We start from the raw sequence: 19761 nt of genomic DNA, 5'->3' as shown, positions 1-19761 counted from the left end.
GGATTGATATCATGGGCAACATAAATGATGCAGAGAAGCAAAAGACAGTTATGGCTAGGGCTTTGCGTCAAATAAAGACATTATCAGCAGAAGTGGAAGCACTGAAAGAGCCGATTGCTGTTGTCGGCTTAGGATGTCGTTTCCCTGGTGCTGATGATATTACTCAATTCTGGGATTTGCTCCGCTCTGGCGTAGATATGACGACAGATATGCCGGAAACACGTTTTGATTTATCCCGAGACTATCATCCGGATCCGGATGTTAAAGGAAAAATGTCAGTTTGCCGGGGAAGTTTTTTCTCTGCGATCGATCAGTTTGACCCGTATTTTTTTGGTATATCTCCAAGGGAAGCACAATCGATGGACCCACAGCAGAGATTGCTGCTGGAAGTCTGTTGGGAGTCTCTGGAGAATACAGGACTGTTGCATGAGAGAAGTCTCCCGTCTGCAACTGGTGTTTTTGTCGGTGTCAGTACAGGTGACTATGCTTCACCTTCGTTAATGCTTAACGATTACAGGCAGATTGATGCTTACTCGCTCACCGGAAACGCTGCAAATGCCACTGTTGGTCGACTCTCTTATGTTTTTGGTTTTATCGGACCGAATATTGCGGTAGATACAGCATGTTCTTCATCATTGGTTGCTATTCACCAGGCTTGTCAGAGTCTTCGCTCCGGAGAGTGTGAGCAGGCGATTGCCGGAGGAATTAATCTGATTATTTCCCCTGCTAATACAATTGCGTTGTCCCAGAATAAAGTGTTGTCCCCTGACGGAAGGTGTAAAACTTTTGATGCTTCAGCTGATGGTATGGCCAGAGGAGAAGGATGTGGCCTGATTGTGTTAAAGCGGTTAAGCAGTGCGTTGCAAGATGGCAATCCTATCTGGGGGATTATCCGGGGATCAGCTATTAATCAGGATGGGCCAACAAGTGGTTTCACCGTACCTAACGGGCGCTCTCAACAATCATTACTTCAGACAGCATTAGAAAAGGCACAGGTTGAGCCTGATGAGATTGATTATATCGAGGCTCACGGGACAGGAACACCATTGGGAGACCCGATAGAAATTAGTGCAATTCAGGCTGTATTCGGTCAGACAAGACAAAAGGTACAGCCGTTAAAAGTGGGTTCTGTAAAAACGAATATTGCCCATACAGAAGCGGCGGCTGGTGTTGCTGGCATTATTAAAGTTTTGTTGTCGATGCACCATGAGAATATTCCGGCGCATTTACATTTTCACCAACCAAATCCTGAAATTGACTGGGATTCCAGAGTCATTGATGTTGCAGTGAAGCAGACAGCCTGGCAACGGGGAAACCGAAAGCGTTTGGCTGGGGTTAGTTCCTTTGGTTTTAGCGGTGTGAATGCACATGTGATTCTTGAAGAAGCACCATCGTCATCACTATGTATTGAACCGACATCGACACATGATATCAAACCGGACGGTGGTCAAAATCATGTACTTTGCCTGTCTGCTAAAACTTCAGACTCATTATATCATCAGGTACGAAGATATATCAGTTACTTACGTGACCAGCCTGAGGTGTCTCTTGCTGACATCTGTTATTCGGTAAACACAGGACGATTACATTTTGAAAACAGAGTCTCCGTAGTTGGTCATTCGGTGAACGAAATAGTTTCGCAGCTACAACATATTGCTGAAAACTTTTCGCCAGATAAATTTCGCACGGCTAATGTGCCTGAACTGGTGATGTTTTTTCCTGAGACAGGTCATTATCGGCCAGATGTTGTGAAGCGTATGTACCAAGATTATGCTGTTTTTCGGCAATGTATCGATTATTGCTCCAAATTGCTTATCCCACATCTAGACCGCCCTTTATACGACATCCTCTGGTCCGAGACGGCTACAGGTGATTTCGTTGGTACTCTTTTACACGGGCAGGTTATAGGCTTTGTTCTCGGGTATGCAACAACAACATTATGGGAGAGCTGGGGAATACCGATTCACACAGTCACTAGTGTTGGTAGTGGAGCTTATGCTGCTGCCTGTGTAGCTGGTATTTTGATGCCAGAAGATACGATTGCTTTGATCATTGCTCAGGATAAGGGCAGAAAGGCCTTTACTCATGCTGTAGAACAAGCGGTTTACCATATGCCGAATCGTGACTATCTTTCTCTGACAAATGGAGAAAATATTGCTCAGCATATGGCGTCGGCAACCGGTTGGCTGGAACAGTTCGATATGTCTAGTGACATGGATCAGCGATCACTACAGATTCAACTGGAGTCCTCTGGTTATGATGCCTGTCTGATAGTCTCAACTTCACTTCTCTCTTTTTCATCAGTAGTAACATGTGTTTCTGCTTTTCCCGATATGCAGGATGACCATGCCAGATGCGTGTTGCTTTCCTCGTTGTATCAGGCTGGTGTCATGCTACGTTGGAACGACATCTATCCGTCGGAAGGTTATCACCGCCTCCATTGGCTGCCAACCTATGCTTTTCAGCGGCAGACCTATTGGAAAAGTCTGCCGAAATTATCAGTACGAAGTGATGGTGAAGTACATCCTCTTCTAGGACGAAAAGTATTGTTGCCACCAGTTTCGTCGTTCATTTGTTTGTTCGAGAATCGGCTTTCGGTTCAGTCAGTTGCTTACCTGGCTGATCATTCGTTAGATGATCGGGTAATTGTTCCTGCTGCAGCTCTGCTTGAAATGGGAATGATTGCTGGAAAGACAGGGCTTAACCAAAATTCTATTGAATTAGAGAATATTGAATTTCAGCAGCCGCTGTATCTTACTGATGATGGTTGTCTTGTGCAGACAACCTTGTCTGAATATGAAGATGATGGTTGCTATACATTTGGCATATACAGTTGGAATGATGCGGCAGATGAACAATCGTGGCTTTGCCATGTTCAGGGGAAAGTTGTTCTCGTTAGCGAGAAAGACACACCGTCCCATAACGTTCTGAGTTCACTGCAGGATGCTTGTCAGCAGGTACTGGATGTTGATGTTTACAATATTACGTCTGGTGTCTGTTTAGGTGAGAGTTTCCAATGTCAGCGACAGCTCTGGGGTGGTCCGGAGCAGGCTCTGGCAAGAATAGAGTTGCCGGTATCGGTTGAAATGTCCCGAGGGGATGTTCTGCATCCTGTTCTTTTAGATGGTGCATTTCAACTACTGGCTGCTTTTCTGGACAAGAATGAAAGAGATAAATCAGCACATTTACCTGTTGGTGTAAAACGTTTTCGTGTGTTGTCTCATCCGACGGTAACTTTGTGGGGACATGCCCGTCTGGTTCGTGCCCGGCAGAATTCAATTGAGTTAGATTTGCGCCTGTTTTCTGAGTCCGGTGAGATAGTTGCCTGTATTGATGGTTTTCAGGTTTTATCACGCAATCCATCTCATGCGGAAACTCAGATTCAGCATCTTCTTTATCATGAAGATTGGCAGCATATCGAATTATCTACTGATGTCTCGTCAAACCTTCCTACGCCCGGGGACACATGGCTGATTTTTGCAGATCAGGATGGAGAAGGGGCAGCCATGGCTGTCGATCTGGAAGATTTGCAGCAACGTGTGTTGCTGGTCTATAAAGAACGGCTTCCGGAAAGGCGGGGTGATAACCATACTCCAGCAGTGGTATATACAGATACCGGTACCCTTGAAACCTTGTGTCAGGAATACTTAGGTGGTGTTCCAAAACAGGTGAGTTACTTATGGGGGCTTGATATATCAGCGAACGAGGATGATGTTGCTGACAAAGTTTTCCACACTTGCCGATTATGGATGGAAACGATACAGGCGTTGAGTTGTTTTGATTTTGTTCTTCCGCCCCGGATATGGCTGATTACCCGGCAGGCTCAGGAACTTTGTCATGGAGAATCAACTTCTTTGGCCTGTCAGAATTTGGCTCAGGCTCCTTTATGGAGTCTGGGACAGGTTATAGCTTGTGAATTTTCTCAATGGCGTTTTCGGTTTGTTGATATCGATTCGGTGTCAGTAATGTCAGGTCGAGAGTCCCCACTCCTCCATATGCTGCTTGCTCTGGATGAAGAAGCCCATTTGATGCTCAGGGGAGAGCAAACCTATGCCCGAAGAATTGTGCCATGTCAGCCAGAATGGGTAGATGGTCATATTTCTTCCTCTGTCGATCCCGATGGTCTGTATGTAGTAACTGGTGGCTTGGGTGGATTAGGGTTTGCTGTCACAGAGTGGCTTGTCAGCCAAGGTGCAAAACATATTCTGTTACTCGGCAGGAACAGAGCCAGTACTGAAAAGGAAAAACGTATCTCCGAGCTGAGTCAGCAGGGAATTGATATTCAGGTAGAGCATGCTGATGTCAGCCGTTATCAGGATATGGAGAGAATTTTTTCCGAGTATGGAGCCAGATACTCGATCAAAGGTGTTATCCATACTGCCGGAGTTTTGGACGATGGCATGATCAAAAATTATTTGCCTGAGCGATTGTCTGGTGTTTTAGCACCGAAAGTTGCTGGTGCCTGGAATTTACATCGTTTAACACAATCATTATCTCTTGATTTATTTGTTTTATTTTCTTCAGCATCTAGTTATTTACCTGGAAATGGTCAAGGAGCATATGCCGCTGCCAATGGCTTTTTAGACTCTCTGGCATCGTATCGTCGTATGCACCATTTACCTGTTCAGAGTATTAACTGGGGGCCATGGCAAGATGTGGGTATGGCCTCAGCTTTGGATACCACTGAACAGGAACGCCTGAAATCAATCGGAATGGAATTTATTTCCATCAGGCAGGGTTGTGAAATTATGCAGGCATTAGTTCATGGTCAGTCAAAAGGTGTGCCGCCACAGGTTATGGCACTTGATATTCACTGGCCGCATTACGCATCGCACTGCAAATTTCCTGCATTACTGAAAGCATTACCTGCCATGAGGGAGCAACGACCAGAAAAAGGAGAACAGTCCCATCTGCTAAAAAGCAGTTCGACTTTGTCAAAGTCCCAGGCAAGAACCACAACGTCTCCCTTGTTATCTGTATTGGAGCAAACCCCTGCAGATAATCGACGCCGCACACTGGCAACACATCTGGTTGATATGGTTGCTCAGGTCATGGGAATTAAGCAGGTTGAGATGATCGATATTGATAAGCAGCTGTTTGATATCGGTATGGATTCGCTGATGGCAGTTGAATTTAAAAATATGCTTCAAAAGCAGCTTGCCTGCTCATTTCATTCCACGTTGATTTTTGATTTTCCGACAATTAAGAAACTTGCCGGGTACATAGTGGATGAATGCCTGTCATTTGACCCGTCAGATGTTGCTGACATAGATGAGGTTACCGAAGAAGAAAATCAGATCGATACAGAGTCAGTCAGTACTCTAGGCATGCTTGAATCCATGACGGATGAAGAAGTTGCCGAATTAATGATGAGTCAGTTTGAAAGTTAATGGATGCATAAGAAAAAATGACTAATACAGCCTTAGAAGAGCAAAGTTCCCAGCAATTATCTCCAATCAAGCGTGCTTTTCTTGAAATGGAAAAGATGCGGAAGGAGATCTCTTCACTGAAAAAGCAGACAAGTGAGCCGATTGCCGTTGTAGGTATGAGCTGTCGATTTCCCGGGGGGGTCAATAGCCCAGAATCATACTGGCAACTATTGGGTAATGGAATTGACGCCATTGAAGAGATTCCTGAAAGCCGATGGAATGTTGAACAATATTACCATGCTGATCCTGAAGCAACCGGAAAAATGTATTGTCGTCATGGCGGTTTCTTAACCGGTATTGATCAGTTTGATGCGGATTTTTTCGGAATCACACCTCGTGAGGCTGCGAATATGGATCCTCAGCAGCGTTTAATGTTGGAAGTCGGTTGGGAAGCATTAGAGCGTGCTTGTATCAGCCCTGAACAGTTAGTACAAACTTCAACGGGTGTGTTCATTGGTGTCAGCGGTTCCGACTATGTCAAAACTCACGGTGGAGAAGCCAATGCTTATATGGGGGTTGGTACATCCCTGAGCTCGACGGCAAGTCGGATATCTTATCTGTTGAATCTGAATGGCCCTGCTATAGCAGTCGATACTGCATGTGCTTCTTCACTGACTGCGGTACATTTAGCCTGTCAGAGCCTGCACACCGGTGAAAGCAATGTGGCTTTGGCCGGAGGAGTTTGTTTACTGCTCGACCCGCATATGAATGTTGTGACATCTAAAGCCAAAATGCTTTCGGAAGACGGCCGCTGTAAAGCATTTGATGCCTCGGCAAATGGTTATGTCCGAAGTGAAGGCTGTGGCATGGTTGTCTTGAAACGATTGTCACAGGCTCAGAATGACGGAGATACAATTCTTGCTCTTATCAAAGGTAGTGCGGTAAATCAGAACGGGACCAGCGGTGGACTGACAGTACCCAGTGCCTACGCACAGGAGCAGGTCATCCGGAAAGCTTTGAAACAGGCGGGGTGTTCTCCGAAGATGATCGACTATGTTGAGGCTCATGGAACAGGCACATCATTGGGTGACCCGATTGAGATCCGGGCACTGGAAGCCGTTTTTAATCAGGAGCGAACAGCTCCACTATGGGTGGGCTCTGTAAAGACGAATATTGGTCATACTGAATCTGCTTCGGGGATTGCCGGATTAATCAAGACGATATTAGCGATGCAACATCGGCAATTACCACCTCATTTGCATTTGGATCATCCTTCCCCGCACATTCCCTGGGATAAATTGAATATTCGCATCCCTGTCCGGTTGAGTGAATGGGAAGCTGTTCAAAAAAGCAGAATGGCCGGGATCAGCTCTTTTGGTTTTACTGGAACAAATGCTCATGTGATTCTTGAAGAAGCACCAGAGCCTGCAACTGAGCCAAATCAGGAGCCAATGTCACCTTATGTTTTGACATGGTCTGCCAGAACGAAGAAAGGGCTTAGGGAAGTCGCATCACAATTGTCTGCATGTCTGAGTCATACTCAGGAAGAACAACTGTCATCTCTATGTTATAGCGCGAATATTGGGAAGAAACATTTCAAATACCGTCAGGGAATTACTGCGGCTTCAAAAATTGAGTTGCAGTCTCAGTTACAGGAGATCGTTCATTCTGATAGTGAGAAGGTAGCCGCTGCCGAAAGCAATATTGTGTTCTTATTTACCGGACAGGGTTCTCAATACATTGGAATGGGGCAGACACTGTACCGGAGAAATAAACAATTCAAACAGTATCTGGATGACATTGAAGATTTATTTATAGAACAGATTGGTGTTTCCTTATTCAGTTTACTCTGGGGAGAGTCTTCATCCAAATTGAGTCAGACTCAGTATACGCAGCCTGCTCTTTTCGCTCTGGAATATGCTCTCGGCCGATTATGGTTTGCATGGGGTATCGAACCGGTTGCCATGATGGGCCACAGTGTTGGTGAATATGCAGCTGCTTGTCACGCCGGTGTATTCAGTTTTGAAGATGGATTAAAACTGATTGCAGCCCGAGGACGTCTGATGCAGCCGTTGTCGGCAAAAGGAGAAATGTATGCCGTGATGGCTGATGCAAAGACTGTAGAGACTTTACTTGTGCCATTCACCGGGCAAGTGTCTGTTGCTGCATACAATGGGCCGGAGCAGACCGTCATTTCAGGGGATCAAACAGCGCTACAATCAATCATTGAGCTGCTGGATAAGCAACAAATCAGATATTCTCAGTTAGATGTTTCTCATGCTTTCCATTCTCCATTAATGCAGCCAATGCTGGCAGAATTTGCAGTAGTGGCTGCAAGTATTCACTACGAGCTCCCCAAGCGGACTCTGATATCTAATGTTTCTGGCCAAATAGCCCAGAATGATATTAGCACTGCGGATTATTGGGTTCAGCATATTCAAGCTCCTGTGAATTTTCTTCAAAGTATTCGGGTGTCAGAACAGTCCGGAGGTAATATATTTCTGGAAATTGGTCCGCGTCCGACCTTGGTTTCATTGGGAAAGCAATGCATTGAGGATGAAACAGTCCTATGGCTGGGTAGTTTTCAGCCAGGCCGTCAGGAGGCTGAATATCTGGCTGAATCTTTAGTCCACATATACCAGCGTGGAAGTCATATTTCCTGGGATTCGTATTATCAGGGCTCTCGATGGGAGAAAATGTTGTTACCGGTTTATCCGTTTGAACGTCAGCGGCATTGGTATTCTGAATCTACATCCGGAAAGACATTATTGTGTAACCATGTTGATCATTCAGAGATCTCTTTGTTAGGTTCTCCAGTTTCGGTAGCAACCCTTCATGATGAATGGTGTTATGAGAAAACACTCTCATACGAGTCTTTGGGGTATCTTGCTGATCATTGTGTTTATGATCAGATTATTTTCCCTGCTGCAGGATATCTGGCGATGATATCGGCGGCGATGAGGCAATTGCCTGGGGAGCCTAAAGACACCATCATGAACTTCAAGATAGAGCAGCCGCTCGTGCTTCCGAAAACAGACACTATATCTGTGCAGACATCACTGAAAAAACAAGATGATGTCTATATCGGTCGTGTGTTCAGCACGAGTGAATCCGGAGCCCAGACACAATGGTTGCAACATATAGAATGTCAGATAACGTCAGTACATAGTACAGTTCCGAATATTGATGGTCTTGCACAGTTGCATCGTTGGCAGCAATCCTGCCAACAGATGATTTTCCCTGGTCATTTTTATCAGCGTGCGGCGCGTCAGGGTATGGAATACGGCTCTGCATTTCAGGCAATAGATGAACTTTGGGTTGGTGATACATCGGCACTGAGTCATATAAAACTTCCGGAACTGCTGGAAAATGATCTGGATTTTCATCCGGTGTTGCTTGATGCCTGTTTTCAGTCTTTAGGTGGGCTGTTACAGCATCAGGACTCTATCTACTTGCCGATAGGAATTGAGCAAGTCTCATTTTACCACTCCGGTGAACGAGAGTTGTGGTGTCACGCATGCATCCAGTCACCTGTTCAGACTGATGGAACATCGCTTTATGCCGATTTAGATCTTGTGAATGCTGAAGGTCAGTGGGTTGCTCGATTCAAAGGACTGGAGCTTCGGCAGGTTTCCGGTTCTTCGAAACGAAGTATGACCTGGCAGCAAGCAGAACAGTTACTTTACCAAGTGCAGTGGCAACAGGCAGAAGCGGGTGAAACCCACTCTGTTGCAGGTCAGTCTTGGATCATTGTCGGTAATGAATCTCAACCTGTCGAACAGGTTGCCGGGTTACTGCGTATGCAGGGATGTGACTGTGCTGTCTGTGATGTGGCCGGAGTGGAGTCAATGCTTACTTCTCTTCAGACTCCTTTCTGTCATGGTGTGATTGTTCTGGGTGATTTTCCTGTCACTGTATATCCGTCTGAGGTAGTGGATGATGGGTTGATTGAATCCTTGAGCGAAATACCGACACAGATATTGTCTCTGGTGGAAGTTCTGTCCCGACGATTGCAGGATAAACCTCCACAACTCATGTTGATTACTCATGGTGCCTGTGCTGTACCGAATGATCATCACACATATTCGGTCAGACAAAGTACATTGAATGGTTTGATTCAGGCTATCGATGCTGAGCATCCTGAGTTGGCATGTTTGCATCTTGATTTAGACCGGGTGATGTCATCAGAAGATTATGATTTCCTGCCCATCGTTTCTGAGATGACTGCCAATGATGCTGAGATACAAGTTGCTTATCGTGGAAAACAGCGGTTTGTCAGTCGTTTTCAACCATTTGTGTATGATGTTAAAACTAAGACTCAGGACTTCAAAATTCAGCTGTCAGAATATGGTGTGTTTGACAATCTACATCCGGTAACAATTCAGAAAAGAGAACCCCGGCAGGAAGAAGTTCAGGTCCAGGTCAGAGCTAGTGGCCTCAATTTCAAAGATGTTTTATATACATTGGGGATGCTTGAAGAACATGCTGTAGAGCTTGGCATTCATTCAGCAGAGCAACTACCTCTCGGGTATGAGTGTGCTGGGGTTGTAACCGCTGTTGGTGAGGGTGTTGATCAGATTCGGGTGGGGACGTCTGTTATTGTATTTGCAGCCGGAACTTTTGCCAGCACAGTTACGGTTAGTCAGGACTGTGTAGTCCCCATGCCGAAGACACTGGATTTTGTTCAGGCGTCAGTGTTGCCAACAGTTTTTATGACCGCATGTTATGCACTGAATCATCTGGCTTGTCTGCAACCGGGAGAACGTATTTTAATTCATGCGGCAGCTGGTGGGGTTGGTCAGGCTGCGGTACAGATTGCTTTGTCACGAGGTGCTGAGATCTTTGCAACAGCAAGCCAGCCGAAATGGACTCACTTAGAAAGTCAAGGTATCTGTCATGTGATGGATTCTCGCAGCCAGGAATTCCGTCAGCAGATTCTGACACTAACGGAAGGGCAAGGTGTAGATGTTGTTTTGAACTGCCTCAATGGGGATTTCATTCAGAATTCATTTGATGTGCTGGCATCGAAAGGCAGGTTTGTCGATATTGGTAAGATCGGTGTGTGGAGTGAGGCGCAGGCTCATCAGTATCGGTCCGACGCTCAGTATTTTTCTTTTGATTTAGGACAGGCAATGGCAGTCACACCGGGGCTGCAGACTCAACTGTTATCGGAAATGGTTGATGGCTACCAGCAGAATTTGTATCAACCTCTCCCGGTTCAGTCTTTCCCGGTGGAATCGGTCAAACAGGCATTCCGGCTTTTATCTCAGGGTAAAAATATTGGCAAAGTTGCTCTGTATATGCCACCCAGAGAGATGGAGAGCAGACCCGAATCGATTGATCCTCAGGCTACATATTTAATCACAGGTGGTTTAGGTGATCTTGGACTTGCCAGTGCAGCTCTGCTTGTTGATATGGGAGCTAAACATTTAGCTCTTCTTGGACGCTCTGCACCTAGTGAGATGGTTTCTCAGATTCTTGAAAGTTGGCGCTCCCAAGGTGTGGATGTTTCTTCATGGCAAGTTGATATTGCTGAAGAAACAGAACTCGCCTCTGCGTTGGACAGTATTCGGGAAACGATGCCATTAATGAAAGGAATCATTCATACGGCAGGTGTATTACATGATGGTGTGATAGAGCAACAGACACGTAATACGATTGAGGAAGTCATAAGGCCTAAAGCGGTTGGTGCATGGTTATTACATCAATGGTGCCGACATGCCGATATTACTCTGGATTTTTTTATCAGTTATTCTTCTCTGGCATCGGTTGTTGGAGTGAAAGGTCAATCGAACTATGCAGCTGCTAACGCATTTCTTGATGGACTGGCACATTATCAAAGGCAACTGGGCATTGTCGGATACAGTATCAATTGGCCTTTATGGCAAGACATGGGGATGGGAGCCAGACTTTCATCTCAGGAGCAACAGAGACTTGTAAGAGCCGGATTAACCCCCTTGTCATCTACTGATGGTTTGCAGATGTTGCAATTAATCCTGCAGTCACCATTACTTCCGGCTCGGCTTTGTGTGGCACAGATAGATTGGCCGACATGGTTGTCTTCTGTACCTGAACGGATGAAACAAACATTTTATCGCCATTTCTATGAACGCTATCGGGAACGCTGTAAGGTTGAGCGTGATCTGCTGACAGACATTCGAGATGCCCATTTTAGTGATCAGCCTGCACTGATGCTGGAGTCAGTACTTCATGAAATTAAGAAAATACTTGGCTTTCGTCACCATCAGACAATGGATGCAGACGCTCGTCTGACCGACACCGGTGTTGATTCATTAATGGCTATCGAACTTAAAAATCAATTACAAAAACGTTTTTCCTGTCGTTTAGGCAGTACATTGATTTTCGATTATCCAACCCCCCGGGCGATTGCTCAGTATTTGTCAGAAATGTTGTTACCCAGCCCGAAGACGGCGGAGGGTGAACATTTTTCTGAAATACCACCAGCACATGTTACCGAGTCTGCATCTGCAGAATCGGAGATAGTAGATAAATTAGGAAATTTTGCAGAAGATCAATTGGATGAATGGCTCAATGATAAGTTGACTTTTGTAGATGGTTTAACGAATAGCGACTCAATCTAGAACAAGAACAAAAACAAGATGGAATGACGTAATGAGAGATAATAGTCAGAATGATCGTCAGAGGTTACTCAAAGCCCTGACCGCGCTTGAAAAAATGGAAGGTAAATTAAAATCGTTGACGACAGCGCAAAATGAACCGATTGCAATAGTTGCTGTGGATTGCCGTTTTCCCGGTTCGGTCAATGATCCCGATGCTTATTGGCAAATGTTGCTTAGCGGAGAAGATGCTATTGATGATATTCCCGAAGGGCGTTGGTCGGAAGAAATACTAGAATCATTGTCTCAGGATGTTTCCATGATTCGTCAGGGAGGATTTATCGGACAGATAGATCAATTTGATGCTGCATTTTTTGGTATTAGTCCCCGTGAAGCGATCGATATGGATCCGCGTCAGCGATTACTACTCGAGACAACCTGGTCAGCTTTGGAACGGGGCAATCTGTCACCGGAGCGGCTCATGGGGTCAAATACTGGAGTATTTATCGGTTACAGTGGTGCTGAATATATTAATGAACAAAATCGTATTGCCCCTGAACGAGTGAATGGTTATATGGGGACAGGCTCGGCACCAAGTGTTGCTGCAGGGCGGATTTCTTATATTTTAGGATTAAAAGGACCGAGTAGTGTTGTTGATACAGCCTGTTCTTCCTCATTGGTTGCGGTTCACATGGCATGCGAAAGTTTACGACGAAATGAGTGCCAGCAGGCGATTGTCGGAGCGGCTAATCTGATTGTATCGCCACAGACCAGTATTATGTTTGCACGTTCGGGGATGCTCTCTGAAGATAGCCGATGTAAACCATTTGATGACAGTGCTAATGGTTATGTCCGAGGCGAAGGTTGCGCAGTCGTTGTATTAAAAAGGTTGTCAAAAGCAATTGCTGATGGAAATGACATTCTTGCTGTGATTAAAGGATCAGCAGTGAATCATGATGGTACAAGTTCTGGTCTGACTGTACCGAATGTTCATGCTCAGGAAGAAGTCATTCGCCAGGCTTTGAAAAATGCTGGTGTGACTCCGGATGACATTGATTATATTGAAGCTCATGGTACCGGAACATCACTTGGTGATCCGATTGAAATTGGGGCGCTGACCTCGATTTTTCATCAGCCTGAAGTGCGAAATTGTCCGTTATGGATAGGTTCAGTCAAGAGTAATATCGGTCATTTGGAAGTCTGTGCCGGGATGGCGAGTCTGATCAAGGTTGTTCTGGCGCTGAAAAATCGCCGTATACCAGCTCACTTACATTTCCATCGCCCCAATACGCATATTGACTGGGAAGATACCTCGGTTCGGGTGGTACAAGAAGAAATGTCCTGGCCTGAATCAGGTAAAAGCCTTCCATGTGCCGGTGTCAGTGCTTTTGGTTTTAGTGGTACTAATGTTCATATGGTGATTTCGGGTGCTCCGGGTTATGACTCTTCCCAGAATGTGAAGGAAAAACCGCCAAGAGAACAGATTCTGACGCTGTCCGCAAAAAGTGGTCAGGCACTGAGTGACTTAGTTCAGCGTTATATTGACTTTTTAAAACCCTCAAATCCTGGCCGGGAGTATCCACTAGAGCATATTTGCTATTCTGCTAATGTCGGACGGACACATTTCCGACACAGACTGGCACTACATGGACATACTCATGATAGTCTGTATCGTCAGTTACAGGATCTTCAGAAAGAGTTTCTGGCGCAGGAAACTGCTCCATTTTCCGGGAACAAGGATATTGTATTTCTATTCACTGGACAGGGCTCTCAATATATTGGAATGGGGAAAGAGCTGTATAACACCATTCCATATTTTCGTCAGATTGTTGACCAGTGTGACGAGATTCTACAGCCAATTCTGGGGTGTTCAATTTTGTCGGTGCTGTGGGATGAATCTCAATCAGAACGTATCCACCAGACTCAATACACACAGCCAGCGTTATTTGTACTTGAATATGCCTTGACTAAACTGTGGCAGTCATGGGGAATCCAGCCATCGGCGGTTGTCGGACATAGTGTTGGTGAATATGCTGCTGCTTGTATTGCCGGTGTATTTAGTTTGAATGATGCATTATTACTTATTGCAATGCGTGGAAAGCTGATGTCCGAACTCCCGGGGGAAGGCGCTATGGCTGCGGTGATGGCTCCGGCTGCTGATCTGGTGGACATTATCAATCCTTTTGCCGAATCATTGTCGATTGCTGCTTGTAATACTCCGGCTCAGACAGTTCTGTCCGGTAGCGAAGACGCGATGCAGCAAGTGCTTGATATGTTAAAGCAACAAGATATATCTGCTCATCCCCTGGAAGTATCGCATGCTTTTCACTCCCCGTTAATGCGACCAATACTGGATGAATTCCGGATCGTAGCCGAACGTGTGACTTACCATCGACCAACGCTCAAGATTATTTCTAATGTCTCGGGACATTTGGCAGATGAGCGATTAATGTCGCCCGAATACTGGGTTGAGCATGTGACTGCCCCGGTTCGTTTTATGGAGAGCATCACCAACCTTCAGAGTCAGTTACGTGGTGAGGTTCGTTATCTGGAAGTCGGACCTAAGCCTGTATTAATAAAGATGGTGCAGCAGTGTCTTAAACAGCAACAGCTCTATGTATTGGCGAGTATTCAGCCAGAAATACCTGAAACTGAGTTAATGATGACAAATCTGGGGCGACTTTATACCGATGGTGCAAGCGTTCTTTGGCAAGATTTTTATCAGGATTTTGCATTGCAGTTCTGCTCGTTACCGACTTATGCATTTCAACATCAACGTTTTTGGTTTGATCGCCTTACTCAGGAAGAGCGCCCCCGTAAAGAATACACATATTCTTCTGTTGCTACTCATTCCGGAACTCATCCACTATCGGGCAAACTGCTTCAGTCTCCGGTGCCTATTTTTGCTCTGGAGTTGTCTCGCATGAAAGACGTCTTCTGGAATGAACATCGTGTTTATGATCAAGTTGTCATTCCGGGGGCTGCATTTCTGGAGACAGGACTCGCTATTGCGAAAGCGCAATTTCCGGATAAAGTATTCGTTCTGGAAGATATGAAGATCCAGACAATGCTGAGTTTTTCTGCACAGGAAGCAGACACTCTGCATTTGCAAACCGTGCTTCAGCCAGAGCAGAAAAGGACACGATTTAGTATATACAGTCGTCAACAGGATGCATCAGAATGTACCTGGACAGAACATGCAAGCGGTTTCTTCCAAGTGACTGAACCATCAGTCGAGTTATCCGGGTTCCCTGAGTGGATTGAGAATGCACCCGTAGTTGATGGAAAGACGTTGTACCATGTTCAGGACTCTGGCGTATTTTATGGCCCGGCATTTCAAAGTGTGTCATCACTTCACTTTAGTGGTACAGGAAGTGTTGCTACCCGGCTGGAGGTTACTGATGCGATAGATACAAGTGCATGGATATTTCACCCAACACTTCTGGATGGATGCTTTCAGACTGTCGGTGCACTGATGAAACAGCAGGAAATGCTTGATGGTCTGTACATTCCGGTCAAGATCGGACGGTTTTATATGCATCAGCCGGTGGGAGACAGTGTCTGGTGTGTCGTTGAGCAGGTAACCGACAACAGAGAGATCAAAGTTGCTGATTTAGTATTTTATGACGCGGAAAAACGGCAGGTAGGTTATCTTGAGAGTCTCCAGTTACACCGGATTGAGACACCGCATTTGCAAGAACAGTCAGAAATATCTGCCTCCGGTGATTTTTCAGATGACTGGCTGTATTCGATTTTCTGGCAGCAGAAAAATTTGTACACACAACAAGGCCAGATTGGATTATCCGTAGCATTGAAGGATGTCGATTTTCAACGATGCACATTTAGTGAGTCGAACCATGATTTGGAGCTCATCAGTCAGGTTTTTGATCAGCTAAGTCTTGTCTATGTCAAACAGGCATTTGAGGTGCTGGGGTGGTCCTGGAAAGTTGGTGATGTCTTTTCTACGGGGCAACTTGCTACTTATTTTGCTGTTCATCCGAATCATATCCGTTTGTTGAATCGGATGCTTGAGATTTTATCTGAAGCAGAACTGATTGAATCTGAAGGGGAAGAGTGGCGGGTTTGCCAGCTTTTAGAGCAGTTAGATCTTAAAAGTGACATTGCAGACGTGGCAGACATGCTACTGGCTCACTTTCCGGAAACAGTTAGTGCACTACGTTTGTTAAAACGTTGCGGAGAGAAACTGGCTGATGTCATTACGGATCGAACCGATCCTATCCAACTATTGTTCCCTGGGGGGGATCTGTCAGATACGACTGCAGTTTATGAAAATATGCCAGAAGCACAATTGATGAACCGACAGATGAAATCATGTTTGCAGTCGTTGATTAAAAGTCGGCCGACATACCGGGGACTTCGTATTCTGGAAATCGGTGGTGGAACAGGAGGAACGACTTCTTCACTATTGAAAGAGTTGGATGATGTTGTCTGTGAATATACATTTACTGATATATCCCCATCATTTACTGCAAAGGCGAAAGTACGTTTTAGTGATTATGATTTCGTGAAATATCAGGTTCTGGATATCGAATCTTCTCCACAAAGTCAGGGTTTTCAGCCTGGTGACTATGACATAGTCATTGCAGCTAACGTTCTGCATGCAACACAGAACATGACCAAAACGATGACCCATGTGAAATCACTTCTGGCACCTGGTGGTGTTTGCCTGATTCTGGAAGGCACGGTTCGGCAGCGGTGGTTAGATCTGACATTTGGTATGACAACCGGGTGGTGGAGTTTTCAGGATGATACTCTTCGTCCTGATTATCCGTTAATGTCTGCCTCTCAGTGGCAATTATTGTCAGAAGCGGTATCACTGGAATCGTTTACTCTTATTCAGCCGAAAGCTAAAACTTCACAAGCAGTTATTTTGGCTCAATCCCCTGCTGTCAGTGAATATAGTGATCACTACCTGTTTTTAGCCGAGGAGCATTGTGCCCAGAGTTATCATGATGTGATGAATCACTACGGATTGAATTGTACGGTGGTTGTCCGGGGTGATGAATATTGCAAAATCAATGCGTACAGCTACATGATTCGGGAAGATGAAGCAACAGATTACATCCGTCTGTTGCAGGACATCACCCATGAACATAGCTGTGAACAGGGTGCACAGACACAGATTCTATATGCCTGGGAAACTGGTATTTCTCAGGATCTTGCTGAAAACCATCCTCTTGCTGCTGTCGGTCAGCAAGACTGTCGGAGTTTGTTGTATCTGATTCAGGCAATAACATCAGCCCAACTGCCCGCTTCTCTGACACTCGCGACTCAAGGAGCACAGCCTGTTGCCGGTTTTGATTGTCCTAATGTTGCACAGTCAAGCTTATGGGGTATGGCGAAAGTCATTGCCATGGAGCATCCTGAACTTCACTGCCGCCGGATTGATTTAGATCCTCAGGGTGATAATCGTTCTAATCTTCTGTATCTGATTGATGAGTTTCTCAACGATTATGATGATGAGCAGGTCGCGTTGAGAGACGGAAGTCGTTATGTCGCTCGCATGGCACCTTACTATCATGAGAAGAAATTAATTGCTGACGGGGACAATTGTCAGTTAATGATTTCTGAGCCCGGTAATTTGTCTACGATGCAATACGCTGTCTCTCACCGAAGAAAGCCAACTGCAGGAGAAGTTGAAATTGAGGTGAAAGCTTCCGGACTGAACTTTATGGATGTTTTAGATGCACTGGGTCTGTATCCGGATCCCCGACCCGGAGGGTTAGGAGGAGAATGCGCCGGTGTCGTTGTTTCAGTCGGAGAAAATGTTGAAGGAATCCAGGTTGGTGATGAAGTGATGGCTATGGCTCCAGGAGCTTTTGGGCGTTTTGTTTATACAAATGCCCATTTAGTCATGCCAATCCCCACTGCGATGACTTTTGAGGCAGCAGCAACCGTTCCAGTTGCTTTTTTAACGGCCATTTATGCGTTACGCCATGTCGCGCAAATTCAACCGGGTCAACGGGTTTTGATCCATGCTGCCGCTGGTGGGGTAGGAATGGCTGCAATTCAGGTTGTTCAGGCCTGTGGTGGCGAAGTGTTTGCCACAGCGAGCCCGGAAAAATGGCCAGTGTTGGAATCACTAGGTGTCCGGCATGTGATGAACTCCCGGACACTGGACTTCGCCGATCAAATTATGCAAGAAACACAAGGTGTTGGTGTGGACGTTGTTCTTAATAGTCTGGCCGGTGATTTCATCCCTAAAAGCCTGGATATTCTGGCTCAGGGCGGTGTGTTTGTTGAAATCGGTAAACGGGATCGTGAACTGTGGGGAGAAGAGCAGATTCATAAAATACGTCCAGATGCACATTTTAGCCTGATTGATTTGATGGCGACGACAGACTCACAGCCACATATATTTGCTCCTTTGATACAGATGTTGTCTGAAGGGTTAGTGCAAGGAAATTATCAGCCACTTCCTTCAAAGACCTTCCCGGTAGACAAAGCCGTACAAGCTTTTCGTTTTATGCAGCAAGCGAGACATACGGGAAAAATTGTGTTGGATATGCGGATGTTGTCTGTCATACAAGAGAACAAGCCCGGGCAAGATCTTCTCTCTGCGGAGCGGACTTATTTGATCACCGGCGGTTTAAAAGGACTTGGTCTTCTGATTGCTCAGTGGTTGGTTGAATGTGGTGTCCGGCATATTGCTTTAATTGGCCGTTCAGCTCCTGAAGACTCTGCTTTATCTACAATTCGTTCACTTCGCGACAGTGGAGCTGACGTTCAGATCTATCAAGTTGATGTGACATCATATGATGAAATGGCAACACTCTTTCAGCAAATTGAGCACGCAATGCCACCGCTTATCGGTGTCATACATGCGGCCGGTGTTTTGCTGGATGGCGTGTTATCCAAACATAACTGGGTACAATTTTCTAAGGTATTGTCACCAAAAGTGGATGGAGCTTGGCTTCTACATCATTTCACACAACATATGGATCTCGATATGTTTACGCTGTTCTCTTCAGCAACTGCATTGATTGGTAATGCCGGACAAAGTAGTCATGCTGCTGCGAACAGTTTTCTTGATGCACTGGCAGGCTATCGTCACTCGCTTGGACTCCCGGGATTAAGTATAAACTGGGGAGCTTGGTCTGATGTGGGATCAGCCGCGTCACATTCACTCCTTGAACGTCTTCAAATGAAAGGACTGGGTGTCATTACTCCACAACAAGGACTGCGTGCATTTGAATTATTATGTTTACCTCAGATAGCTCATCAGGTCGGAGTTATGCCTGTCCATTGGGATGTGCTTCGTCAGGAATTAAAAAGTAAAGGAAGATGGTCAGATTTCCTGGAAGCTTTTAATGTGACTGATAACTGTACTGTTCCGATGATGCAGGAGCAGTCGGATCCAAAACACAATATCCGCGAGCAGCTTACTCAAAGCGCGCAGCAATCACACTTTGCTCAGATGTCCCGTTATCTCGAAGGCGTGGTCAAAACGATTTTGCAGTTAGGTCAACATGATTCTGTAACGAGCGATCGTCCTTTACAGGAACTGGGAATGGATTCTTTGATGGCGGTAGAGCTGCGTAATGTCATCGGTACCGGTACAGGTCTGAAATTAGCGTCGACCCTATTGTTTACTTATCCAACGATTGAACAGCTCGGCCATTATCTTCTGTCAGAGTTATTTCCGGTGGAATCAGAGGAAGCGATTTTAGTTCCCGAATCATACTCAGATACTCCGGCTTCTTTATCGGACATTGACTCAATTACACAGATTTCAGAACAGGAACTCGAACAAATGCTGGGGGGATTCTACCAGCCCCAAGAGGAAGTATGAG

General features: G+C 45.6%; 3 protein-coding genes. All 3 read left to right on the top strand.

The genetic code is table 11. From position 1 onward, the window contains the following. The first annotated feature begins 11 nt into the window (after positions 1-11). From BSQ33_RS19105 to BSQ33_RS19095, 3 genes are read left to right on the top strand one after another with little or no spacing between them, the layout of a single operon-like run. On the top strand, positions 12-5390 hold the full coding sequence (locus BSQ33_RS19105) for a type I polyketide synthase (RefSeq protein WP_088134951.1): 5379 nt from the start codon (positions 12-14) through the stop codon (positions 5388-5390). Positions 5391-5407: 17 nt separating this feature from the next. Then, complete coding sequence (locus BSQ33_RS19100) at positions 5408-11971, top strand: type I polyketide synthase (protein ID WP_088134950.1); 6564 nt, start codon at positions 5408-5410, stop codon at positions 11969-11971. 31 nt (positions 11972-12002) lie between these two features. After that, the gene (locus BSQ33_RS19095; protein ID WP_088134949.1) at positions 12003-19760 is read left to right on the top strand and encodes a type I polyketide synthase; all 7758 of its coding nucleotides are present in this window, start codon (positions 12003-12005) and stop codon (positions 19758-19760) included. Position 19761 lies beyond the last annotated feature (1 nt).

Origin of the sequence: Vibrio gazogenes, from assembly GCF_002196515.1 — a bacterium.
GTDB lineage: Bacteria > Pseudomonadota > Gammaproteobacteria > Enterobacterales > Vibrionaceae > Vibrio > Vibrio gazogenes_A.
The sequence above is the reverse complement of the archived record's forward strand: the minus strand, read 5'-3'. Positions and strand labels throughout refer to the sequence as shown.

Excerpts from the sequence above, each read along its gene's own strand:
- BSQ33_RS19105 (WP_088134951.1), top strand. The coding sequence starts at position 12 with ATGGGCAACATAAATGATGCAGAGAAGCAAAAGACAGTTATGGCTAGG.
- BSQ33_RS19100 (WP_088134950.1), top strand. The coding sequence starts at position 5,408 with ATGACTAATACAGCCTTAGAAGAGCAAAGTTCCCAGCAATTATCTCCA.
- BSQ33_RS19095 (WP_088134949.1), top strand. The coding sequence starts at position 12,003 with ATGAGAGATAATAGTCAGAATGATCGTCAGAGGTTACTCAAAGCCCTG.